Source organism: Nocardia vaccinii NBRC 15922 (assembly GCF_001613305.1).
GTDB lineage: Bacteria > Actinomycetota > Actinomycetes > Mycobacteriales > Mycobacteriaceae > Nocardia > Nocardia vaccinii.
The window spans coordinates 1-23,706 of sequence record NZ_BDCC01000039.1 but is presented as its reverse complement, the minus strand read 5'-3'; the positions used below and the strand labels follow the sequence as shown (position 1 = coordinate 23,706).

Annotated in this window: 21 protein-coding genes; 12 read left to right on the top strand and 9 right to left on the bottom strand. The window is 66.7% G+C overall.

Annotation, left to right across the window (positions count from 1 at the left end; translation table 11 throughout):
- The first annotated feature begins 1 nt into the window (after position 1).
- The 5 genes from NV1_RS25300 to NV1_RS25280 are packed head-to-tail and all read left to right on the top strand — an operon-like array spanning position 2 to position 4,349.
- Complete coding sequence (locus NV1_RS25300; protein WP_067896245.1) at positions 2-1,246, top strand: extracellular solute-binding protein; 1,245 nt, start codon at positions 2-4, stop codon at positions 1,244-1,246.
- Positions 1,243-2,154: a carbohydrate ABC transporter permease gene (locus tag NV1_RS25295; RefSeq protein ID WP_245713909.1), complete on the top strand. Its 912-nt coding sequence runs from the start codon at positions 1,243-1,245 to the stop codon at positions 2,152-2,154. The genes NV1_RS25300 and NV1_RS25295 overlap by 4 nt, the downstream gene beginning before the upstream one ends.
- Positions 2,151-3,062 (top strand): carbohydrate ABC transporter permease, encoded by a 912-nt coding sequence (locus tag NV1_RS25290; protein ID WP_218027210.1) that lies wholly within the window; start codon positions 2,151-2,153, stop codon positions 3,060-3,062. Before NV1_RS25295 ends, NV1_RS25290 begins: the two co-directional genes overlap by 4 nt.
- The gene (locus NV1_RS25285) at positions 3,059-3,850 is read left to right on the top strand and encodes a DeoR/GlpR family DNA-binding transcription regulator (protein WP_067896239.1); all 792 of its coding nucleotides are present in this window, start codon (positions 3,059-3,061) and stop codon (positions 3,848-3,850) included. Before NV1_RS25290 ends, NV1_RS25285 begins: the two co-directional genes overlap by 4 nt.
- 55 nt (positions 3,851-3,905) lie before the next feature.
- Positions 3,906-4,349, top strand: a complete 444-nt coding sequence (locus tag NV1_RS25280) for a DUF4254 domain-containing protein (RefSeq protein ID WP_067896236.1) — start codon at positions 3,906-3,908, stop codon at positions 4,347-4,349.
- A 413-nt stretch (positions 4,350-4,762) separates the two neighbouring features.
- Here the strand turns inward: NV1_RS25280 and NV1_RS25275 are convergent, their stop codons facing one another.
- The 3 genes from NV1_RS25275 to NV1_RS25265 all read right to left on the bottom strand — a co-directional run bounded on the left by NV1_RS25275 (position 4,763) and on the right by NV1_RS25265 (position 8,051).
- Positions 4,763-5,701, bottom strand: a complete 939-nt coding sequence (locus tag NV1_RS25275) for an SDR family NAD(P)-dependent oxidoreductase (protein ID WP_067896233.1) — start codon at positions 5,699-5,701, stop codon at positions 4,763-4,765.
- A gap of 30 nt (positions 5,702-5,731) precedes the next feature.
- Complete coding sequence (locus NV1_RS25270) at positions 5,732-6,322, bottom strand: TetR/AcrR family transcriptional regulator (protein WP_067896230.1); 591 nt, start codon at positions 6,320-6,322, stop codon at positions 5,732-5,734.
- A gap of 187 nt (positions 6,323-6,509) precedes the next feature.
- Complete coding sequence (locus NV1_RS25265; RefSeq protein WP_067896412.1) at positions 6,510-8,051, bottom strand: ATP-dependent DNA ligase; 1,542 nt, start codon at positions 8,049-8,051, stop codon at positions 6,510-6,512.
- Positions 8,052-8,144: 93 nt separating this feature from the next.
- Between NV1_RS25265 and ramB the strand changes: the two genes are divergently transcribed.
- Together ramB and NV1_RS25255 are read left to right on the top strand one after the other, a co-directional pair.
- Positions 8,145-9,554, top strand: a complete 1,410-nt coding sequence (ramB, locus tag NV1_RS25260) for an acetate metabolism transcriptional regulator RamB (protein ID WP_067896227.1) — start codon at positions 8,145-8,147, stop codon at positions 9,552-9,554.
- A gap of 248 nt (positions 9,555-9,802) precedes the next feature.
- Entirely contained in the window at positions 9,803-11,527 is a 1,725-nt protein-coding gene (locus tag NV1_RS25255; RefSeq protein WP_169813395.1) for a serine/threonine-protein kinase, read from the top strand.
- A gap of 86 nt (positions 11,528-11,613) precedes the next feature.
- Here the strand turns inward: NV1_RS25255 and NV1_RS25250 are convergent, their stop codons facing one another.
- The gene (locus NV1_RS25250) at positions 11,614-12,402 is read right to left on the bottom strand and encodes an SDR family NAD(P)-dependent oxidoreductase (protein WP_067896222.1); all 789 of its coding nucleotides are present in this window, start codon (positions 12,400-12,402) and stop codon (positions 11,614-11,616) included.
- 69 nt (positions 12,403-12,471) lie between these two features.
- Positions 12,472-12,927, bottom strand: coding sequence for an FMN-dependent NADH-azoreductase (locus NV1_RS25245; protein WP_218027209.1), 456 nt, complete (start codon positions 12,925-12,927; stop codon positions 12,472-12,474).
- 277 nt (positions 12,928-13,204) lie between these two features.
- Between NV1_RS25245 and NV1_RS25240 the strand changes: the two genes are divergently transcribed.
- The 3 genes from NV1_RS25240 to NV1_RS25225 all read left to right on the top strand — a co-directional run bounded on the left by NV1_RS25240 (position 13,205) and on the right by NV1_RS25225 (position 14,775).
- Positions 13,205-13,651 carry a MarR family winged helix-turn-helix transcriptional regulator gene (locus NV1_RS25240; protein ID WP_067896219.1) on the top strand — a complete coding sequence of 149 codons (447 nt, stop codon included), beginning with the start codon at positions 13,205-13,207 and terminating at the stop codon, positions 13,649-13,651.
- Between the two features lie 235 nt (positions 13,652-13,886).
- Complete coding sequence (locus NV1_RS25230) at positions 13,887-14,426, top strand: carboxymuconolactone decarboxylase family protein (RefSeq protein WP_067896211.1); 540 nt, start codon at positions 13,887-13,889, stop codon at positions 14,424-14,426.
- A 73-nt stretch (positions 14,427-14,499) separates the two neighbouring features.
- Positions 14,500-14,775: a hypothetical protein gene (locus NV1_RS25225; RefSeq protein ID WP_067896209.1), complete on the top strand. Its 276-nt coding sequence runs from the start codon at positions 14,500-14,502 to the stop codon at positions 14,773-14,775.
- Positions 14,776-14,826: 51 nt separating this feature from the next.
- On the opposite strand, the gene NV1_RS25220 is transcribed toward NV1_RS25225, so the two are convergent.
- Positions 14,827-15,678 (bottom strand): SDR family oxidoreductase, encoded by an 852-nt coding sequence (locus NV1_RS25220; RefSeq protein ID WP_067896206.1) that lies wholly within the window; start codon positions 15,676-15,678, stop codon positions 14,827-14,829.
- 113 nt (positions 15,679-15,791) lie between these two features.
- Between NV1_RS25220 and NV1_RS25215 the strand changes: the two genes are divergently transcribed.
- Positions 15,792-16,199 carry a winged helix-turn-helix transcriptional regulator gene (locus NV1_RS25215; RefSeq protein ID WP_067896408.1) on the top strand — a complete coding sequence of 136 codons (408 nt, stop codon included), beginning with the start codon at positions 15,792-15,794 and terminating at the stop codon, positions 16,197-16,199.
- A 405-nt stretch (positions 16,200-16,604) separates the two neighbouring features.
- Here NV1_RS25215 and lpdA read toward each other — a convergent pair whose 3' ends face one another.
- Positions 16,605-18,008: a dihydrolipoyl dehydrogenase gene (gene lpdA / locus NV1_RS25210; protein WP_067896203.1), complete on the bottom strand. Its 1,404-nt coding sequence runs from the start codon at positions 18,006-18,008 to the stop codon at positions 16,605-16,607.
- A 113-nt stretch (positions 18,009-18,121) separates the two neighbouring features.
- Between lpdA and NV1_RS25205 the strand changes: the two genes are divergently transcribed.
- Positions 18,122-20,245: a prolyl oligopeptidase family serine peptidase gene (locus tag NV1_RS25205; protein ID WP_067896200.1), complete on the top strand. Its 2,124-nt coding sequence runs from the start codon at positions 18,122-18,124 to the stop codon at positions 20,243-20,245.
- A gap of 45 nt (positions 20,246-20,290) precedes the next feature.
- Here the strand turns inward: NV1_RS25205 and NV1_RS25200 are convergent, their stop codons facing one another.
- Entirely contained in the window at positions 20,291-21,151 is an 861-nt protein-coding gene (locus NV1_RS25200) for an alpha/beta hydrolase family protein (protein WP_067896197.1), read from the bottom strand.
- A gap of 233 nt (positions 21,152-21,384) precedes the next feature.
- On the bottom strand, positions 21,385-23,058 hold the full coding sequence (locus tag NV1_RS25195) for an NAD-binding protein (RefSeq protein ID WP_067896194.1): 1,674 nt from the start codon (positions 23,056-23,058) through the stop codon (positions 21,385-21,387).
- Positions 23,059-23,706 lie beyond the last annotated feature (648 nt).

Genomic DNA, 23,706 nt, shown 5'->3' with positions numbered 1-23,706 from the left:
CGTGAAACGTCCACTCCGCGGCGCGTTGTCCGCGCTCGCGCTGGCCACCGGCCTGGCGCTGACCGTCTCGTCCTGTGGGTTCGGCGGCGGCAAATCCAATGCCGACGATCCCAACACGATCACCTTCCTGGCGCCGATCTACAGCGACGGCACGAAGGCCGAATGGGATTCGATCATCGCCGATTTCGAGAAGCAGAACCCGGGCATCAAGGTCGATCTGCAGATGGAGTCGTGGAAACAGATCCCCGACGTGGTCCGCACCGACCTGCAATCCGAGTCCAGCACACCCGACCTGCTCAACATCGACGCGTACTCGACCTACGCCTCGGACGGGAAGCTCTATCCCGCAAGCGATATCGCCGACCCGTCGGTGCTGAGCGATCTGCAGCACAGCTTCGTCCAGAACGCCTCGATGAACGGAACACAGTGGGCGCTACCGCTGTTCGCGTCCACCCGGACGCTGTTCTACAACACCGATCTGTTCGCGAAGGCGGGTATCGCCGCGCCCCCGAAGACCTGGGCCGAACTGACCGACGACGCGAAGAAGATCCAGGCCCTCGGCGGTGGCGTCTCCGGCTACGGCCTGCCGCTGGGTCAGGAGGAGACGCAGGCCGAGACCTCGCTGTGGACGTTCGGTGCGGGCGGGAGCTGGTCCGACGGTAACAACCTCACGGTCGACACGCCGCAGAACCTCGAGGGCGTGCGGGCGCTCGCGGCGATCGCCGATGCCGGTGCGACACAGCCGAATCCGGGCGCGACCGACCGCACCCCGCTGATCAACGTCTTCATCCAGGGCAAGATCGGCATGATCGAGGGCCTGCCGCCGGTGATCAATATGATCCAGCAGAAGAATCCGGGCCTGAAGTACGCCACCGCGCCGACGCCGACCAAGGACGGTGCGCCGGTGACCCTCGGCGTCGCCGATCATCTGATGGCGTTCAAGAAGAAGGTGGACAAGCGGCCGGCGATCAAGAAGTTCCTGGACTTCTTCTACCAGCCGAAGACCTACGCCGGATTCGTCAAGGCCGAGCATTTCATCCCGGTGACCACCAGCGGCGCTCAGGCCATGGCCGACGATCCGGTCGTGAAGGCTTTCGGCGCAACGCTTCCCGTAGCCAAGTTCTATCCGAGCAACAACCCGCAGTGGGCCAAGGTGGAAGGCGCGATGAAGCAGCAGCTCGGCACCGTCGCCCAGGGCGCCGATCCGGCGAAGGTATTGCAGACCATCCAGCAGGCGGCGAGTTGACCAGCGCCACGGCGGCATCGGTTCCGCGCCGATCCATGGCAACGCTGCGCGCGCTGCCGTGGATCGGCCCGGCGCTGGTGCTGATCGCCGCGATCGTGGCGTTCCCTGCCGCCTACATGATCTGGACCTCCACCCGCAAGCTCACCTCGTACGGGCAGGATCTGGGCCCGGCGGGAATGGCCAACTACCGCAGGCTGTTCGGGATCAGCGCGCTGGGCAGCGTGCTGGGGCATACGGTCGTGTGGGTGGTCGCGGTCGTACTGATCACACTGGTGCTGTCCGCGGCGCTGGCGCAATTCCTGAACAAGGATTTTCCGGGCCGCACCGCGGTCCGGCTGGCGGTGCTGGTGCCGTGGGCGGCCTCGGTGGTGATGACCACGACGGTCTTCGCGTACATGCTCGATCCGGATGTCGGGATCGCCAACCGCTTCCTGGTCGATATCGGCGTCCTGCACCGGGGCTTCGGATTCACCAAACAGGCGGGCCCGGCATTCCTGGTCGCGATCGGGGTCGCGGTATTCGTCTCCATCCCGTTCACCACCTACACGATTCTCGCCGGGCTGCAATCGATTCCGGCCGAGTTGGGTGAGGCGGGCCGGGTGGACGGCGCGAGCGCATGGCAGCGGTACCGCTATCTCACGCTGCCGCAGTTGCGTCCGGCGATCGCGGTAGCGGCGATCATCAACATCATCAACGTATTCAACTCGCTGCCCATCCTGCAGGTGCTGACCGGCAGTATCGCCGGATTCGGCGCGGACACCACGACGACGTTGACCTTCAAACTGATTCAGCAGAATCAGGAGCTGAACACCGCCGCCGCGCTGAGCGTGCTGAACTTCGTGCTGATCGTGGTGATCATCGTGATCTACATGAAACTGATCCGCCCGGCCGGAGAGGAAGCGCGATGACGTCGCAATCGATGACCGCGACAACGGTATCCGAGCCCACTGAACCTGCTGCCGCGCAATCCGTTTCGCCCACCGGGCCGAAACGTTCCGGGCGGCGTTGGGATCTCACGATCGTCGGCGTCGTCATCGCGCTGATCTTCCTGATCCCGTACATCGTGATGGTGCTCGGCTCGCTGAAGCCGCGTTCGGAGATCCTGCACATTCCGCCGAGTTACCTGCCGCACCAGTGGAGTCCCGGCAACTACGGCACCATGTGGCAGACACCGGAAACACCGCTCCCGTTCAATATGGTCAGCACCATCGTGATCTCGGTGTGCGCCACGGTGATCGTGCTGCTGGTGGCGATCCCGGCCGGGTATTACACCGCGCGACGGCGCTTTCCGGGCAAGCTCGCCTTCCTCGGCCTGGTTCTGGTCACCCAGATGCTGCAACCCGTGGTGCTGGTGACGGGTCTGATCCGGGAGTTCTTCGCACTCGGCATCAACGACACCTGGCTGGCGATGATTCTGGTCAACGCCGCGTTCAATCTGTCCTTCGCGGTGTGGATCCTGCACAGTTTCTTCGCCTCGGTACCGGTGGAGATCGAGGAGGCCGCACAATTGGACGGGCTCAACCGAATTCAGACGCTGACCCGGGTGAGCCTGCCGCTGGTGTGGCCGGGCATCGTCACCGCGACCATCTTCGCCTTCGTCTCCTGCTGGAACGAATTCGCCGCCAGCCTGGTCATTCTGACCACGCCGGAGAATCAGCCGCTGTCGGTGGCGCTGACCAAGTTCATCGGACAGTACGACACGGCTTGGCAGTACGTGTTCGCCGTCTCTACTGTCGGCGTGGTGCCCGTTGTCATCCTGTTCGCGTTGATCGAGAAGCGCTTGGTCGCGGGTCTGACCGCCGGAAGCGTGAAATGACCGCCGCGACAGACCGTTCTCAGCGCTGGAATCGCCTGCTGGAACTGCTCTCCGAGTCCGGACGGCTGACCGTGGAGGAGGCCGCGGCGATCCTCTCGGTCTCCCCCGCCACCATCCGGCGGGATTTCACCTCCCTGGCCGATCAGCAGCTGGCCACCCGCACACACGGCGGTATCGTGGCGACCTCGGTCGCCTACGATCTGCCGGCCCGCTATCGCGGCACCGGCGACGAACCCAAACAGCGCGTCGCGGAATACGCTGCGGCGCTGGTCAACCCGACCGAGGTGGTGGGCCTCAACGGTGGCACCACCACCACGGCGGTGGCCCGCGCCCTGGCTGGTCGCCCGGATCTGCCGACCTCGGCGGACAATCCGATGACCATCGTCACCAACGCGCTCAATATCGCGGGCGAACTCGTGCTGCGCCCGCATCTGCGCACCATCTGCATCGGCGGCCAGGCCCGCCGCGAATCGTACGAACTGCACGGTCCGCTGGCCGAGCGCGCTATGGCCCAATTACATTTGGACACCTTGATTCTCGGCGTGAACGCCATCACCGCCGCGGGCGGCGCCCAGGGTCGCCACCTGGACGAGTCCGGTATCAACGCCGAAATGGTCCGTCGTGCCGACCGCGTCATCGTGGTCGCCACTGCCGAAAAACTCGAAACCACTGCCCTGGCCCGCATTTGCCCCATCGAAGACGTGGACATCCTGGTCATCGACACCGCGGCCGACACAGAAGCCATTGCCGCCATCCGCGACGCGGGCGTCCGGGTGGACCTGGTCTGACCCCGTACCATCCTCCGTTGCTATACGGAAATATTTGGCGGGCAATATATCCGGCGTGGAACCACTCCCACCGAAGAACCTGCTGCTGGACGCCTGCCGGGGTCTGCCGCACGGGGAAAACCTCGTGCTGCGGTCCGCGTGTCGGCTGGCCGAGCTGCACGAACAGCGGCTCGATGCGAGTCCCGGGGTCACCGCCGATATCGATCGGCGCAGAGCGCACCTGGTACACGAGATAGATCGCTGGGTCGCGCGGGAGCTACCCCACGCCCACCGCGGTGTGCGATTGCATACCGAGACGGTGGGCACCGTGATCGATCGGCTGGCGCAGTTCTCGGCGCTGGCCTACCTGACTCTGACCACCGCGCCCGAATGGGTGATCAGCGATGCCTGGCGACGGCTCAGTCAACTGGCCGTCGCCTATGACGATCTGGCGGCGGAGGTCGTCGCGGGACGCTGCCGACTACCGGATCTGAGCGACCACCACGAATACGGACCCTGATTCGGCGGTACAAACCGGCGGGCCCGCACGGAGCACCGGCCACGTGACACCAAAAAGTTGCTGCCGGCGCCGCGGCCAAGGTTCAACGGCGCCGGCAGCGGGAAAACGGTTCAACCCCCATCTGTGATTGTGCTCCCGGGCACCCTCGTCGACCAGGTCTTTCACCTGAGAAGACGCTGATAAGTTGCCAGCAGATCGCCCAAAACGCCTAACGGCGGCGCTGGCGAGGGAGTGCAGCGCCGCCGATGGCTGGGATGACGGATCAGGGCAGTTGATCCGCGCCGGTCGAACCCGACAACTATCGATCCTGCGCCCGCTACCTCGAGAACCTCCGCGAGAAAACTGTGAATGAACTGGCAATGGCTCGACTCGGGGCGGTAGGCGCGCTCACCTCCTGATCACCTGAGTGCCGCTCATTCCGTCGTGGTGGGCACTGTGGCCAGTAGGGCACGGGTTTCCGCCACAACCCGATCGCTGAACTCGGGGTCGCGCACCTGCGCGGAGGCGAGCATGGGCTTGCCGTTCTCGTCGTAGTAGACGCCGGTCGCGTCCGATTTGTCGGTCAGGACCTTGGTGATGACACGGGCAGCGCGCTTCGGAGTACTCCAGTACTTGATCAGGGGCGCCAGCGGCGACATCGCATACTTCGCGATGAACCGGAGGAAGGCATTCGCATCGCGACCGAGCCCGGTTCCCGGGTTGAAACCGGGTTCGACGGCGTTGAAGCGCAGACGCGGCGTCTCCCGAGCGAATGCGAAAACCGTCGCGAGCTCACACTGCTTGGAAGTCGCATAGGCATCGAAGCCCGGATTCGACGAACCGCCGGGCATCCATTCGCCGCGGGCGCTCGCCTCCGCGCAGAGGTAGCGGCCACCGCGAAATCCGGCGACGACCGCGGGCTTCCGCTCGGGGTCCTCAACTCCCGAGCAGGTGAACACGATATTCGCGCCGTCGGGCAGATGCGGGATGAGCGTCTCCGTGAACACGAATGGCCCGAGATGATTGGTCGCGAAGGCAAGGTCCCACCCCTGCGCGCTTCGACCCGCCCGGACCGGCATGATGCCGGCATTGTTAACGATGCCGGCGATCGGAAGACCGAGGGCGATGATCTCCGCCGCCGCCAGTCGTACACGCCGGATATCGGAGAGGTCGCAGACGACCGATACCGCGTGACCGCCTGGCCGCGCGTTGATCTCGGCCTCGACCTCACCGAGCTTGTTCGGGTCTCGACCGACCAGGACAACAACGCCGTACTCGGCGAGCTCGAGTGCGGTGCGACGGCCGATGCCGGAAGTGGGACCGGTGATGATCCACGCCTGCCCCGGGGAAGGGGTGCGGGCCGAGTTGTTCATGGATGGTTCCTTTGCCGTCTTGGTGTGAAATCAGTCGTCCGCTGGGGGACAGGAGCCCGCGAGCACTCGCCAGATCGCCTCGAACGCGGCATCGCCGTAACCGTCGGGCTGGGCGGGCTCGCGAATCATGGCGTCCATGGTCGCGTCGGCCATGGCGGTCACCAGGGTCAGCACGAAACCGAGCGGAACATCCCGCATGGGGCCGTTCGCGCGGCTGCGCTCCAGCAGTTCCGCCATGCCGACCTGCGCCTGACGCACCGCCTGATGACTCTCGGCGGTGATGTCAGCCGCTACCTCCAGCCGGGCCAACGTCCGCCGCTTGTCCGGGTTGTTCATCGCCCAACGCAGCCACTGCCACCACATGTGACGCACCTGCTCGCGCGGGGCGCCGTCCGCGGGCAAGCCGACGATCGCCGCGGTCCCCATCTCGGTCTTGAGCTCGACATACAGCTCGTTCAGCAAGGTCGGCCTGGTGTCGAAATAGAGGAACAAGGAACCATTGGAAACTCCTGCCTCCTTCGCGATCGCGGCCATCGCCGCGCCCAGCCCCTGGGACGCGATCACACGGGTTGCTGCCGCCAGGATGGCGCTTCGCCGGTCCGCACTTCGAGGTCTGGGCATGTCCGAAAGCCTATAAAAGAGTGTCTAGTCAGTCAACTACGTCGGGCCGCTTCCCCTGGAACCAATCCAAGTCCGAGGGTCCGAAACGACACTCTCTCGTTCCGCCAACCGCGAACAACACCAACCGCGGGGCCGCGAACCGGCCGGAGCGAATCGGAGGCCGAGGCGGCTGAAGCGGAGGCCGAAGCTACAGCAGTGCTCGCACGGCGTCCATGGTGTCGGCATCGGCGGCCTCTTTGTCGGGCCGGTACCGCACGACTCGGGCGAATCGCAACGCCGCACCACCCGGATAGCGCGAGCTGACCTGCACCCCGTCCAAGGCGATCTCCACCACCAGCTCGGGCCGCAGGTAGACGGTGTGTGCGTCGCGGGTGCGCTCGTGGCGGGGGAATTCCTCGGTCTGCCAGCGCAGCAGGGCGTCGGTGAGGCCCTTGAAGGTCTTGCCGACCATGATCGGTTCGCCGCCGTCCGGATCGCGCGCACCCAGGTGCAGATTGGACAGGTAGCCGGTGCGGCGGCCGTATCCCCATTCCGCGCCGAGCACGATCAGATCCAGCGTGTGCGTGGGCTTGATCTTCTGCCAGGCCCGGCCGCGACGTCCCGCCGCATAGGGCGTGGTGAGCGATTTGATCACGATCCCCTCGTGTCCGGCGGCCAGGGCGGCGTCGAAATAGTCGGCGGCAGCCTCCGCATCCGGCCGCGCCAGCGCCGGGATACTATGTGCCGCAGCTATTTTCGCCAACGCATCCCGACGCTCGGACAGCGGTGCATCGAGCAGGTCCGCGCCGTCCAGGTGCAGGCAGTCGAAGAAATAGGGATGCAGGAGCAGATCGCGCGTCGAGGTGATCGGCTGCCCCGCGACGGTCGGCGCGATATCGGAGGTGGCGAATCGGCTCATCGTCTGCTGGAACGGCCGGGGCCGACCCGAATCGTCCAATGCCAGCGTCTCGCCGTCGAGAACTACGCTGTCGCAGGGTAATTCGGTGACGAGTCGAACCAGTTCGGGCACCCCGGCGGTGATATCGCGCAACGTCCTGGTGAATACCCACACCTGGGATCCCTTGCGGTGCACTTGAATTCGCGCGCCGTCCAGCTTGTACTCCACACTCACCTCGCCGCCGAACTCGGCCAGCGCCCCGTCCAGCGTCGCACCGGGCGAGGCGAGCATGGGCCGGATCGGCCGCCCGACTTCGAGGCCGAACTCCGCGAGCGCCCCCGCACCTCCGGTCATGGCCGCCACCGCGGTCACCGGCAGCCGCCCGGACAGCATGTATGCCCGGCGCACCTGATCCACCGGCACCTGCGCCGCACTCGCCACCGCCTCGGCGACGAGCGCGGCCAGCGCGCCCTGGCGCAGCTCACCGGTCAGCAGTCGCACCAGAAACTCCCGTTCCGGCTCGGTGGCAGCGCTCAACAACGCGGTCAGCAATTCCTGACGACGGGCCGAGGACCCCTTTCCCGCGGCGGCCGCCAGCTCGTCCAGGGCGTGTTCCACCTCGGCGACCGTCAGCACCGCCTCCGTCGCCGCGGCGGCATCGATCGCGGACAACGTGCGCCAGCCCGCGCCGAGCCGCCCCTGTGTCGGCTCTCCCGAAACCCACGCGACGACCGGGGCCAGCTCACCGCCGCCCGCCCGGACGAGTAAGTCGGCCAGGGTGGCGATCTTGAGTTTGCGCGATGAGGTCGCCCGCACGGTCCGCGAGGCTTCCACGACGTCCGAGAGCAGCACGAGTCCGACCGTAGCGCGGGGCTGTGACATATTGCTCAGCCGATTTGTTAATCGACTATTGGCAATGCTGCGAAGGCTTCCTAAAGTGGACATATGGCCAAGACTTATGTCGGGTCGCGGCTTCGTCAGCTGCGCGCGGAGCGGGGTATGAGCCAGGTCTCGCTCGCCAAGAAGCTGGACATCTCGGCGAGCTACCTCAACCAGATCGAACACGATGTGCGCCCGCTGACGGTGCCGGTGCTGCTGCGCATCAGCGAGGTCTTCGGCGTCGACACCAGCTTCTTCTCCTCACAGGACGATACCCGGCTGATCGCCGAGCTGCAGGAAGTGGTGATGGACCAGGAGCTCGCGATCGAGGCCGACGCGCAGGAGATCGCCGATATGGTCTCGGCGCATCCGAGTCTGGCGCGCGCGATGGTCAATATGCACCGCCGCTACCGCAACACCACCGCCCAGCTCGCCGCGGCCACCGAGGACCGCTTCTCCGACGGCAGCGGTTCGGGCGCGATCTCCCGTCCACACGAGGAGGTCCGCGACTTCTTCTATCAGCGGCAGAACTACATCCACGAATTGGATACCGCCGCAGAGGAACTCACCAACCGGATGCGCTTCCACGGCGGCGATCTCAAGCGCGAGATAGCGCGTCGCCTGTCCACTGTGCACGGCGTCCAGATCATCGAGCGAATCGATTTGGGCGAGGGCGTACTACACCGTTTCGACGCCGAGGCCGGGCGACTCGAGATCGCCCCGCACCTCTCGGGCGGGCAGCGAGTGTTCAAACTCGCCGCCGAACTGGCCTATCTGGAATGCGGCGAACTGATCGACAAACTGGTCGAAGAGGGTAATTTCGCCTCCGAGGACACCCGGATCCTGGCGAAACTGGGTCTGGCCAACTACTTCGCCGCCGCCACCGTGCTGCCGTACTCGCATTTCCACGAGATCGCCGAGGACTTCCGCTACGACATCGAGCGTCTCTCGGCGCATTTCACGCAGAGCTACGAAACCATCTGTCATCGCCTCTCCACCCTGCAGCGCCCGAAACTGCGCGGTGTGCCGTTCTCCTTCGTGCGTGTGGACCGCGCGGGAAATATGTCGAAACGGCAGTCCGCCACCGGATTTCACTTCTCCTCCTCCGGCGGCACCTGCCCGCTGTGGAACGTCTACGAGACCTTCGCCTATCCCGGCCGGATCATGACCCAGATCGCGCAGATGCCCGACGGCCGCCGCTACCTGTGGATCGCCCGCACCGTGGAACGCCGCGCCACCCGCTACGGCGAGCCCAGCAAGACCTTCGCCATCGGCCTGGGCTGCGAACTCCGCCACGCCGGACGCGTCGTCTACGCCGACGGCCTGGATCTCAACGACCCCCAGGTCACCCCGATCGGCGCAGGCTGCCGCGTCTGCGAACGCGCCAACTGCCCCCAGCGCGCCTTCCCGCCACTGGGTAAATCTCTCGACATCAGCGAACACCGCAGCTCCATCTCGCCGTACGTGTTGCGATAGGACCGTTTCCCGCCCGAGGTCATTCCCACTGAGCTGCAATGCGGTTCACGAGCGCATCGACGCATGCATCGGGAGATCGACCACCGAACACCGCAACTCGACCTCGCACGCCATCGCAACAGACGCGGTGGCCGCCGCTGCCGACCCGGATTGCCGAGGACAGTGCCGGGTCGATTGCGCTACATTCCCTCTGGGCCGCAGCACAGTTTCACCAGCGCGGTCGACGTGTGCGTCGGGGAGGTTCGGCAGTGGGTTTGCAGCCGGGGGCTGTGTTCAACGAGTTCACCATCGAACGCCTGCTCGGCTCCGGTGGGATGGGCACGGTGTACCTGGCCAAACACCCGCGTCTGCGCCGCCGGGTGGCGCTGAAGGTGCTCACCGACACCTTCACGCTGGATCCGAAGGCGCGCTTGGCCTTCGATCGCGAGGCGAACCTCGCGGCCGGGCTCGATCACCCCAATATCGTCCCCGTCTACGACCGCAACGCCGCCGACGATCCGGATCTGTGGCTGGCGATGCGCTACGTCGACGGCGGCGACGCGGCCGCACTGCTGAGCGATCATCCGGACGGCCTGGCCCCCGAGCGCGGTGTGCGGCTGATCGACGACGCCGCGCGCGCACTGGATTACGCGCACGACCAAGGGGTGCTGCACCGGGACGTGAAACCGGCGAATCTGCTCATCGAGACCGATCACCGGCACAACGAGCGCGCGGTACTGACCGATTTCGGCATCGCCCGCACCCTCGACGACACCGTGACCATGTCCGGAATCGCCGCCAGCTTCGCCTACGCCGCCCCCGAACGATTCACCGATGCACCCGCCGACCGCCGCGCCGACATCTACTCCCTCGGCTGCACCCTGTACCAGCTGCTGACCGGCCGGCCACCGTACCCGCGCAAGGACCAGGCAGCCGTGATCGGCGCACACCTGACCGCACCGCCGCCCGCACCCCGCGCCCTGCGCCCGGAACTCCCCGCCGAACTGGACGCCGTGATCGCCACGGCACTGGCCAAATCGCCGGCGGACCGATACGCCAGCTGCACCGCCCTGGCCGAGGCGGCGACACGGTGCCTGGCGCCGGCCGACATTACGGTGCGCTGGGGATCCGCACGGCCACATATATTTTCGGTCGGCCCGATGCTCCACTCACCTGTAGCCGAGCCGGCGCCTCCGCCGCCGGTCGCCCCACCTGCCCACCCCCCGTCAGCCGCCACCCCTACGCCTCGGCAACCAGTCGACGCCGACCGAGCAGCCTCACAATCAGCCGCCGAACCGGCCTCGCCAGTACCGGCCGACGACCGAGCGTCCCGGCAGCAGGTTGCCGATCGATCCTTCCCGCCACCGGCTCCCGGCTCAGCGACCTCGCAACCAGTCGAAGCCTCAGCGCTCGCCGACCCCACACTCCCGAGACCGGTCGGCAAGTCGATGATTCGGCCACCGATCGCTGATCAACCAGGCGCCGAATCACACTCGACGGCCGAGCCGACGCCCGCGCTGCCCGTTGCCGAATCAACGCCTTCGCCAACGGGTTCCGAGCCGCTGCCCCTGTCACCGAACGGCGAGTCGATACCCGCGCTGCCGAGCGTGGCGTCAGCGGCCGGCCCGGCGTCCGCCCGGATCGCGTCGGAGTCGAGGATCGGCGCCGACCGCCCGCCGCACGGTCGGCGGCTCGCGATCGCGGCGGGCTCGGGCATCCTGGTGGCGGCGGTCGCCGCGGCCGGTGTGCTCTACGCGATACGTGAGACCTCGACCACGCCCAACACGACGCCGACGTCTTCGGCTGTCTCACAACAGGTTACGCCGACGACAACGCCCCCGCCGAGCACCACGCAACCAGCGCCCGCGCCGGAAACCACGCTCGCCACCGCCGCCTCGCCCACCGAACAAGCCCAGCCGACCGCCCCTGCCATCCAGCCGAACACCTACACACCTGCGGCCCCACAGGTGGTCCCGCACTCGAAGTCGTACTAGATACGCTGTCCGGCAGGGTTGTCCACCCACTATTTCCCACTCGGCGCGAGCCGGGCCACCGGTCCCGGCCGGTCGCGCCACTACCGCTATCCGCCGGCGTGTGGGGCGCGTGCAGCGGAGGATCCTTCTCGAAGGACCTCCCCGGTGAGGTTGCGGTTGGCGTCCGATCCCAGGAACACGATCAGGCGGGCGACATCGTCGGGATCGGACAGTCGCCGGGTCGGGGTGCCCGCGGCAAGCTTGGCGATCACGGCGTCGGGAAACGCCGCCCTGGTTTCGGTGAGGGTGAGCCCGGGCGCGACGACATTGACGAGAATGCCGTCCCGGCCACCCTCCCAGGCGAGACTGCGCGACAGGCCGTACAGGCTGGATTTGGCCGTGCCGTATGGGCCGGGTCCGGGGATGCCTTCCTCGGCGACGCTGGAGGAGATCAGTACGATCCGCCCCCAGCCGTTCCTGCGCATGCCCGGCAGCACCGACCGGATCACCGCCACGGCGCCGATCAGGTTGGCGCCGATCATTCTGTGCCAGTGTTCGAGCGGCACATCCTCGAACCGAACACTCGGGTCGGGCGGGGCGTCCCCACCCCAATCGACCGCGTTGGCGACGAGGACTTCGATATCACCCCACCGCTCGGTGACCGCTTCCACCGCCGCCGTAGCGGTGGTGGAATCGGCGAGCCGCAACGGCACGACCATCGCCTCCCCGCCGGCCGCCTCGACCGCCGAGGCCGCTGTCTCCGCGCCCGCGCGGTCGGTGTGGTAGGTGATCGCTACTCGAGCCCGCTCGGCCCCGAACGCGCGAGCCGTGGCAGCGCCGATGCCTTTGGAGGCGCCGGTCACCAAGACCACCCGGCCCTTCATTCCCGTATCCATGTTTCTCCGATTTCCGTTGTTCCCGGGCAGGCGAGCGCCCGGCTGAAAGTTGTTGCAGGAGTGTTTGACTCAGCTCGACGGTGGTTGTCGTGACCCGATCGAGGTGCCGAGCGCGGCAGCGGCTTTCAACGCGGCAGCTTGCGAGGTCCGGTGAGCGTCCTCGAACTCGGCGAGGAACGGCACATGGAGCGCGTTGGTCAGTCCGGTATGGATGAAATGCAGATCCGTGAGCCCGAGTATCTCGAAATAGGCCCGCAGGTAGGGCTCCTGGTAGTCGTGCACCGCACGTGGTGTTCCCGGCGCGTACGAGCCGCCCCTGGCGGTGACCACGACGGCAGTCCGCCCAGCCAGCGGCAGCCAGGGAAAGGAGACCTGATCGATCCACGCCTTGAGCGTCGAGGGGAGTGAGAAGTTGTACATCGGGCTCGCGATCAGCAAGACATCGGCGGCAAGGAGTTCCTCGATGAGCGGCCGGCTGACCGCCCAGCTTCTCTCCTGTGCCGGTGTTCGCACCACACTCGACATGCCCTGCCAGCTCCCGGATTCCCGCGGCAGACGCCTGGGTCGCGATCTCGGTGCGGGCCTCATCGACCGGCGGCACGGGATCGAACCCCAGATCGCGATAGGTGTAGTCACCGCCGGGATGTGCAGTACGCCACTCGGCGGCGAACACTGCCGAGACTTCGCGGGAGAAAGACGCCCTTCTGGCGCTGGAGTCGATGTGCAGTAGATGGGCCATGGTGTCTCCGGTCTCTAGATTACATAGCCGACTATTTAATAGCCGACTGTACAATAGCCGACTATGGAATCACCCACTCGATCGGGCCGCGACATCGCTCGGGCCGCCGGTCCCGTCGGCTACGCTCTCGCTCTCGCCGCGCGCGCACATCGGGCCGATCTGACGCAGCGGCTCGCCCAGCTCGGGCTGCACCCCGGCCAGGAGCTCATCGTGGTCGACCTCCACGAGAACCCGGAGTCGACCCAGGCCGAACTGGTTGAGCGCATGGGTATCGAGCAGCCCACGATCGCCAAGACCATCAGCCGTATGGAGCGTTCCGGCTTCGTGGAGCGCACCCACGACGATTCCGACCGGCGAGTGATCCGGCTGCGCCTGTCCGCACGAGGGCAACAGGCGGTCGAGGCGGTGCGAGTCGCGTGGCGCGACGCCGAAATCGTGGTCACCAGTGGGCTCAGCGGGGCCGAACGCCGCCAACTCGTAAGTCTGTTGCAAAGGATCGCTGAACCGTGATTGCCGGATGATCCCCGTGGCGGAACAGCCCGCGCACGCGCGGCGACCGGTAGCCGGTCCGGCCGAGAGCGGCGAGTTCAGCGTCGATGTCGATGGCGCCGAAGAAGTCGATGTTCTCGCTGTGCGCCGATCCCGGTCCGCTCACAGCGGTCCGCGGGTGGGGAGGCGCTCCCGAACCGGTCCACGCCAGATATCGACCGTCGCCGTCGATCGCGGGCACCTGTTAGCGTGAGGCATGGTGACGACGAAGCCGCGTATCGAACCGGGCCGCCTGCGTGAACTCGGACCGGTGAATTGGGTTGCCTGGCAAATACTTTCGCGTGCGGCGGGCACTCCCGACGCCCATCTGTTCAGCACCCTGGGCCGCACCGGGGGGCTGTTCCGCGGCTGGCTGCACTTCTCCGGCCGCCTGATGCCCGGCGGCAAACTACGCCGGTACGAAACCGAACTGGTCATCCTGCGCGTGGCCCACCTGCGCAACTGCGAATACGAGACGGATCACCACATCCGTCTCGGCAAACGCGCCGGAGTGACCCGCGAAATCCTCGACCGCCTCCGCGAGGGCCCCGAGGCCTCCGGCTGGTCCGAGAAGGAACGCGCCCTCCTGACCGCCGTCGATCAACTGGTGCGGAGCCGTGACATCGACGACGTCGGCTGGTCGGCGCTGTCCGCCCATTACGACGAGCGGCGCCTCATCGAAATTGTCCTGCTGACAAACCAATACGAGGGACTGGCCAGCACCATCACCACCCTGCGCATCCAAACCGACCACTAGCCACCCAGCCATCTACCGGCGTCGTCCGCGACATCATCGGCAAGCTACCGGACCTGCCGGAAGGATGGCTCCAATGACCTATACGGTGGAGGCCCGACAGTGGGCCAAAGGATGGGAACTTCATATCGAGGGAGTGGGAGTCACACAAACTCGCACTCTCGCCAACGCCGAACAGGATGCCCGCGATTACATCGCCTCGCTACTGGATGTGGATGAGACCAGCGTATCTGTGCACGTGAACGTGGAGCTCGGCGAGATCGGCGAGCGAATCACCGCACTCCACGAGACTCAACGGCGTATCGACGAGGAGCGCGCCGCGGCAATCCGCCGGCCGTTTTCCACTCGTTGAACCCGCCCCGAATCAGCCTGCGCCAGCGGCCGATTCGGGGCGGGTCGCGAATTACTCAGCGGCAGCGGCGCGGAAGACCTCCGCCGCGGGTGTGGCGGGGCGGCCGATGAGTTCGGCCAGGTCACCGGAGGTGACATCGAGCCAGCCGTTGCGGATGCCGGTGTCGGCGTCGGCGAGGACCTGGGCGATCGGGGTGGGCAGGCCGTTCCTTTCCAGGGCTGCGGCGTATTCGGACTCGGGTACGTCCGAGTAGTCGACCGGTTTGCCGTAGACCTCTGAAACAATCTGCGCCAGAGCGGGGTAGGTGAGGCTGTCACCGCCGAGTTCGTAGCTGCGGCCCGCGTGGCCGTCGGTGGCGAGTACGGCGGCAGCGGCCTCGGCATAGTCGGCGCGGGCGGCCGCGGAAACCCGGCCTTCGCCCGCGCTGCCGTGCAGTACGCCGTGTTCGGCCGCCGCGGCGGCGCGGTCGGCATAGTTCTCCCAATACCAGCTGTTGCGCAGAAAGACATGCGGCACAGTCGATTCGGCCAATACCGCCTCGGTACCGCGATGTTCCAGAGCGAGAGCCATCGGGTTCTCATCGGCCCGCGGGATGCTGGTGTAGGCGAGCAGTCGCACCCCGGCGCGCTCGGCGGCGCGGATGACTCCGGTGTGCTGAGCGACCCGGTCACCGAAGTCGGTGCCGGAGATGAGCAGCAGCCGATCGACCCCGGCGAGCGCGCGGTCGAACGCCTCGTCATCGCCGTAGGACGCCTGCCGGACCTGCACACCTCGCTCGGCCAGATCGGCCACCTTCGACGGATTCCGGACGATCGCGACGATCGGTCCGACATTCCTGCGCAACAACCCCTCGACCACGAGACGACCCAGCTGACCACTGGCTCCGGTGACGGCGACAGTCACATCTACCTCCTCAACAGGTACAAATCATCCTGAACTAACTAATAGTAAGTACCACGCATTCCGAAACTACTGTGCGGCATGTCACTACCATGCCGATCGGTAGTATTGCGGTCATGAGCACGCGGGACATCCAGCCGACCGAGAGCGCCGACGCGGCGCTGGATTCGCTGGAACCCGACGTCTTCGCCCGAAACTGCACATCGCGCCCCGTCCTGCAGAATGTCGCGAGCCGCTGGGGCATCCTGGCCCTGGCCGCCCTCCGCGAGGGCCCCTACCGCTTCAACGCCCTGCGCCGCCGCGTGGACGGCGTCAGCGAACGCATGCTCTCGCAAACCCTGCAAACGCTCGAACGCGACGGCCTGGTCCACCGCGAGGCCCACCACACGATCCCCCCGCACGTCGAATACACCCTCACCCCCCTCGGCGCCCGGGTAGCCGAGAAAATCCACGACCTGATAGTCATCCTCGAAGGCAACATGGATACCGTCCGCGCCGCCCAGGCCGCCTACCACCGCGAGTGAATTGTGAAGTGGCAGAAACAGTTATCGAATCTGCCGCTGCTGGTTCATCTTATCGGCGCCCGCCCGGCCATCCGATGCCGACGGGGCGCCCATGCGCGGGGCAGGAGCACATGACTCGAGTTGCGCCGGGCGGCTGCTACTCCCAAGTGGACGGTGAAGTGACCTCTACGGCACGCGCCACCTGGCGCGGCATGAGCTTGGGTACATCGTCGAAAAGTGCCCTCCGGTTCGAAAACCGAAGGGCACTTCGCCGACACGTCACGACCGCAAATCATGCGCGACAACAGGTCTCGCATGAACATGGGTAACTCACCGGCGAAACGCGACCGCGCACCGGATCGCCGGCCCGAAGCGCAAGTCTCCGGGCACACGACGACACGCTGTAGTCGCGGAGAGGCGGGGAGTCTAGAAGTTGATCATGTGGCCCGCGAGGCCGTGGATCGCTTCCTGCAACGCCTCGCTCAACGTCGGGTGGGTGTGGACGTTGCGGGCCAGTTCGTTGACGGTCAGGTCCCACTTCTGCGCGAGGGTCAGCTCGGGCAGGAGTTCGGAGACGTCGGGGCCGATCAGGTGGCCGCCGAGAAGTTCGCCGTACTTGGTGTCGGCGATGAGCTTGACGAAACCGGTGGGGTCGCCCAGGCCGTGCGCCTTGCCGTTGGCGGTGAACGGGAAGGTGGCGACCTTGACGTCGTAGCCCTCGGCGCGGGCCTGCTCCTCGGTGAGGCCGAAGCTGGCGACCTGCGGCTGGCAGAACGTGGCGCGCGGCATCATCCGGTAGTCGCCCAGCGCTTGGGTCTCCGCACCGGCGATGGTCTCGGCCGCGACCACGCCCATCGCCTCTGCGACGTGCGCGAGCTGCAGTTTCGCGGTGACGTCACCGATCGCGTAGATGTGCGGGACGCTGGTGCGCATGTAGTCGTCGATCGCGATCGCGCCGCGATCGGTGAGCTGCACACCCGTGGCCTCCAGGCCGAAACCCTGTACGCGGGGGGCGAAACCGACGGCCTGCAGCACCTTGTCGACCGTGACGGTCTCCACCGAACCGGACTTGTTGTCCTTGATCGAGACGGAAACCTTCGAACCGTTGTCCTCGATGGACTGCACCGACGCGCCGGTGGTGATGGTGACGCCCAGCTTCTTGTACGCCTTGGTGATCTCCTTGGAGACGTCGGCGTCCTCGTTCGGCAGCGCGCGGTCCAGGAACTCCACGATCCGCACGTCGACGCCGTAGTTCTTCAGGACGTACGCGAACTCCATGCCGATCGCGCCCGCGCCGACGATCAGAATCGACCCCGGCAGGTCGCGGGTGAGGATCTGCTCCTCGTAGGTGACCACGTTCCGCGACAGCGACGTACCCGGCAGCAGTTTGGTCTCGGTGCCGGTGGCGATGATCGCGTTGTCGAACGTGATCGTCTCGCGGCCACCCTTGCTCAACGCGACCGAGAGCGTGTGGGCGTCGGTGAACGTACCGGCCCCGTCGTACTCATCGATCTTGTTCTTCTTCATCAGGAAGTGCACGCCCTTGACGCGGCCGTCGGCGACCTTGCGGCTGCGGTCGAACGCCGCGCCGAAGTCGAAACTGGCCTCGCCCGAGATACCGAACGTCCTGGCTTCCTTGGTGAAGATATGCGCGAGCTCCGCATTGCGCAGCAGGGCCTTGGACGGAATGCACCCGACGTTCAGGCACACCCCACCCCAGTATTTCTGCTCGACGATCGCTGTTCGCAATCCGAGCTGTGCGGCACGGATCGCGGCGACGTAACCGCCGGGCCCGGCGCCGAGAACGACGACATCGTAGTGGGAAGTCACGGCGACGAGTCTAGTCACCGCGCCCGGTCTCGCCGCCGTGGGTGGTGGCCCGCCACGAATGCGCACAGCAGTTCGTCGCGAGGACCGCGACGTCCTCGGTAAGAATGTCAGCTATGAGTGGCGCGCAGGAGCAGCAGACCGATCCCTACCTCTGGCTCGAGGAGGTGACGGGCGATCGGGCGCTGGATTTCGCCCGCGCGCACAACGACGTGGTCGTCGAGCGGTTCGCCACCACGGACCGGTTCAACGAGCTCGAGCATCGCATCCTGGACATGCTCGACACCGATACCCGCATTCCGTATCCGACCCGGCGCGCGCAGTGGCTCTACAACTTCTGGCGCGACGCAGAACATCCCAAGGGCCTGTGGCGGCGAACCAGCTTCGCCGACTACGCGACCGAGCACCCCGACTGGGAGGTGCTGATCGATCTGGACGCCCTGGCCGCGGCCGAGGAGGAGAACTGGGTGTGGGCCGGCGCGGCGGTGCTGCGACCCGCGCAGTCCCTGGCCCTGGTCAGCCTGTCCCGCGGCGGGGCGGATGCCAAGGTGGTGCGGGAATTCGACATGCGCACCAAACAGTTCCGCGCGCCCGAGGACGGCGGCTTCTACCTCCCCGAGGCCAAATCACAGCTGAGCTGGATCGATGCCGATTCGGTCTATGTCGGAACGGATTTCGGTCCGGATTCGCTCACCGACTCCGGCTATCCGCGGATCGCCAAGCGCTGGCGGCGCGGCACCCCACTGGCGGATGCGTACACGATCCTGGAGGGCGAGGCGAGCGATGTCGCGGTCTCCGCCGGATACGACCGCACTCCCGGGTATGAACGCCATTTCGTCTCTCGCGCAACGGATTTCTACAACGAGATCGCCTACCTGATCGAGGACGACGGCACCCCTGCGATGGGCGCGTCCGGGCCCGAACGCGGCCATCGACTCCGCCGCCTGGAAACCCCCACCGACGCCTCGGTGTCCTGGTACCGGGACTGGCTGTTGTTGCGGCTGAAGACGCCGTGGGAGGTGGGCGGCGCGACCTATCCCGCGGGCGCGCTGATCACTCTCGGACTGAACGAATTCCTGGACGGTGCAAGGAATTTCGAGACCATCTTCACCCCCGACGAGCACACCGCGCTGCACGGATACGGCTGGACCGAGAACCACCTGCTGCTGATCACCCTCGAGGACGTGCGGACCAGGCTCTACGTCCTGACTCCGAGCGACAGCGGCTGGACGCGCGAATCCCTCGCCGACGTCCCGCCGATGGCGACCACCAATGTGATGAACCTCGACCCGCTCGAGGGCGGCGACGAATTCATGCTCACCTCCAGCGGTTTCACCACACCCGCCACCCTGCTGTCCGGTTCGGTGGGCGGGCCGACCACGCTGCTCAAACAGGAACCCGGCTTCTTCGACGCCGAGGGCATCGAGACCGAACAGTTCTTCGCCCGGTCCGATGACGGAACGATGGTGCCCTACTTCGTGATTCGGCATCGCGATCGGCGCGGACAGGCCGGCCCGACGGTGATGTCCGGCTACGGCGGATTCGAAATCTCCCGCACCCCGGGCTATAACGGCGCGTCCGGGATGGGGTGGCTCGAGCGCGGCGGCACCTGGGTGATGACGAATATCCGCGGCGGCGGCGAATACGGGCCGCAGTGGCATACCCAGGCCCTGAAGGCCGATCGGCACCGAGTCTACGAGGACTTCTCCTCGATTGCGAAAGACCTTGTGGCACGAGGCATTACGAGCGCGCCACAGCTGGGTGCGGTGGGTGGCAGCAACGGCGGGCTACTGATGGGCGTCATGCTGACCCGGTACCCCGAACTGTTCGGCGCGATCGTCTGCCAGGTGCCGCTGCTGGATATGCGGCGCTACCACCTGCTGCTGGCCGGGGCGTCCTGGATGGCCGAATACGGCGACCCGGACAAGCCCGAGGAATGGGAGTACATCAGCAAGTACTCCCCCTATCAGAATGCCCGCGCCGACCGGCCCTATCCGCCGATCCTGCTGACCACCTCCACCCGCGACGACCGCGTCCACCCCGGTCACGCCCGCAAGATGGCGGCGCTGCTCGAGGAACAGGGCCACACCGTCTGGTACCACGAGAACATCGAGGGCGGACACGGCGGAGCGGCCGACAACAAACAGATGGCGTTTCAGGCAGCTCTGATCTACGAGTTCTTCACTCAGATCCTGATGAACGAACAACAACCAGATGGCACCGTGCCGATCACGCTCTGATCTACGAATTCCTCACCCAGATCCTGATGCCGGATCGCGCCCGAATCACCGGTCCCGCAGCCAGGTTTCGATCCGGTCGACCGTGCTGCGCGGATCGGTGATCCATCCGTTGTGCCCCAACGGTTTCGGCTCGTGCCAGGTAGTCACGGCGGCGTTCGGCAACTTCTCCAGCAGATGTTCGGCCGAACCGCGCGGGGTGAGCTCGTCACCCTCGAGGGTGATCGACAGCACCGGAAGCTTCAGGCGCGAGATGCGTTCCTCGTAGTCGATATCCGCACCGACGGGGACGAAGCGGCCGGTGCGGGCCAGCCGTGCCCAATCGGAGATGAGCACCTTGGACTGGCGGCCGAATCCACCGGCGGTGATGCGGTCGCCGGGCCAGAAGCCGGCGATATTGGCGGTGAGTGAGATGGCGGCCGGCCCCAGCAGCATTCCGGAGCGGAAGACGCCGCTGTACCCGCGGAAATACGGTGTGCCCGAGGCGATCAGGATCAGTCCGCCCAGGCGTCCGCGGATCCGCGCGGCGTACATCACGCCGAGTTGCCCACCCATGCTGTGCCCCAACAGAATCGGGGTGCTGTCCGGGAAACGTTCGCGCACCACCTCGAAGATCGCCGGGAAGTCCACCGAAACGAGCTCGTGGTAGCCGTAGGTGCTGCCCGCGTCCGGTTTCGGCCGGCTGTCGCCGTTCCCGCGCAGCTCCCCGATCGCGACGTCGACTCCGCGCCCGGCCAGCTCCCGGGCGAAATCGCCGTAATAGACCCCCGGCACCCCCAGCCCCGGGATGATCACCACCACAGCCCGCGGCGCATCCGGCGTGATCGGATGCCGGTGCTGCCCCCGCGCCGCGACCAACCGCACCGGCACGGTACTACCATCGGGCACCTGAATCGGAACAGTCTCCATGCGGGCACGCTACCGCGCGAGCGGTCGATCCTCGCGGCTCCCGCCCGCCCGCGCCACCTGCGTACGAACCCGAGGCCGAGCGCGCGCCGGCGTCGCCGGACGAGCGCCGTTCGCCGTTGCCTCATCAACGGGACCGGCGGGAACCCGGCCACCGCAGCGGCAAGTCCCGGACCGGGCGAATCATTGCCGGCGAAGCCGGCCGGACAAGCCGAATCCCGTGCTGTGCGCGGGGTTCACGCGCTGATGGTGTCCGGCTCGGGCGCATCGCCTTCGAAGCCTTCGCTGCGCTGCAACAACTCGCCCAGTCCGGTCCGGGTCGTCACCACGACGATCTGACTGCCCTCGGCGAGTTCGGTATCCGGGGCGGGCTGCCACTCGAGTCGCGCGCCCCCGCTGCGCTGCATGGCGATGACACGGGTGTGTTCGGGCAGGTCGGCGGTGTCCAGCGGCTTGCCGACCAGGTCCGAACCCGGTTGCACCGGGAGCTCGGCGACCATCAGGGTGGCCGCGCCGACCGCGAGAGTCGCGATCACCCGGCGTTCACTCATCGCCGCCGCGAAACCGTCGGCGGCGAGCTGGAAGACGCTGCGCACCACCGCTTTCTGCAGACTGCGCTGTACCCGGTCGGCGAGGTCGTCGTCGGACAGGCGCAGCACCACGCGCAGATCGTCGCGATAGGACTGGCCGAGCATGGCGGCCTCGAGATTGACCGCATCGCTGCTGGTGGCCAGCACGAGTGCCCGCGCCCGCGAAACACCGGCGGCCCGCAGCGTGTCATCCCACGTCGCCTGGCCGATGATGACCGGCGCGCCGAGCGCACGCGCCTGCGCGACACCGCGCGCGTTCTCGTCGTGATCCAACCCGACCACGCGAACCCCGAGATCGCTGAGCTGCTCGAGAACGCGCCTGCCGACATTGCCGAGCCCGGCCACGATGACGTGATCGCTGAAACGGGCCGGATCGGGCACGGTGATATCGGACAGTTGCGCCCGCACCACCCCGCCCACCACGAGCGCGGTCACGACCGGCGTCATCGCCAAGCCCAGGAAGGTGATGCCCAGTTGCACCGCCTTGAATGTCGCGGTCTTCTCCGGCTCCGGCGCGGCCGAACCCGCCGCATCCAGCATCGTCTCGTACACCGCCGCACCCCAGCCGGTTCCCACCAGGACGAGCAGGCAGCAGCCGAGTGCGATCAGCCCGATCAGCCCCATCAGCAGCCGAATCAGGTCGTGCCGGACCAGATATCGGATCAGGCTCAGCCAGACCCGCGGCGCCCCGGGCGAATACGGTTCGCGCCCGGACAGCGCCAGCACCCGTCCGGTGGCCGGTGCGACGGGCGTCAGCGCGATCTCGGCACCGGGCCCCTCCACCAGTCCGCACACCACCCGATCCACCGGCGTATCGGCCGAATTCCCCACGTAGAGAGTGCGATCGGCGAGCCGCAGATAGTCGAAGGCAGTCTCGGTGGCCGCCGCCGCGATGAACGAGGGCGCCGCCATCTCCGACATGGACAGCACGACGCAGTCGGCGAACAACGTCCGGATGCGAAAACCCAAGCCGGTATTGAACATCCGAATGACCAGCCGGATTCCCGGATTCAGCTCGTTCGCCCGCAACGCCGCGTGAAAGTTCTCCACATCGGCCTGATCCACCAGCGCCAACGCCCGCGCCTCGGCTACCCCGGCGGCCCGCAACGTCTTCTCGTCGATCCGCTCCGCACACTGGATCCGCACCCGCTCGAGCCGCTCGAGCTGCGGTATGTAACTTCCCTCCAGATTCGGCACGACGACCGTCACCGTGGCCCGCGCGAACCGCGTCACCAGCCGCAACGCCAACTGGTAGACCAGCGGATTATCCCCGCACACAACGAAAGCCGGCCCCACCGCACGCTCCTGCCCCGAACTCACATCCCGATGCTAGCGGCCCGACCCTCGCCTCACCGCCACCTCCGCCAACCCCGGACAGCACCACACCCGTCCCGCCGTTCGGACGCGCGGCGCTGCCGGAGCGGGTACGAGCGGCGAGACCGAGCAACCCGCGACGCGCCTTCGTACGCCGGAGCCGTCAGGCCAACCAACGCCAACACCAGAGGTTTTCGACACGGGCTCGTCGTTCGGCCCTCGAAGCGCATGACCGAACCCCGAGCCTCGACCACACAACGACAAGCCCTCGAACACCGAACCCCGCCGAAGCGAAGCGAGGCGAAAGACCAACGCGCCCAGCGGCGAAGCCGGAACTCGCCCGCGAAGCGAAAGATTCAGCAGACCAACCCAAATATTTTCGACGCGGGCTCGTCGCTCACCCCTCCAAGCGCATGACCGAACCCCGAGCCTCGACCACACAACAACAAGCCCTCGAACACCGAAAACCGGCCGAAGCGAAGCGAGGCGAAAGACCAACGCGCCCAGCGGCGAAACGTCTTCGTCTCGCTGGAACTCGCCCGCGAAGCGAAAGGCTCGACAACACCGACCCCAAGGTTTTCGGCGCGGGCTCGTCGTTCAGCCCTCGAAGCGCATGGCCGAAGGCCGAGTCTCGAGGGCTGAACGACGAGCCAT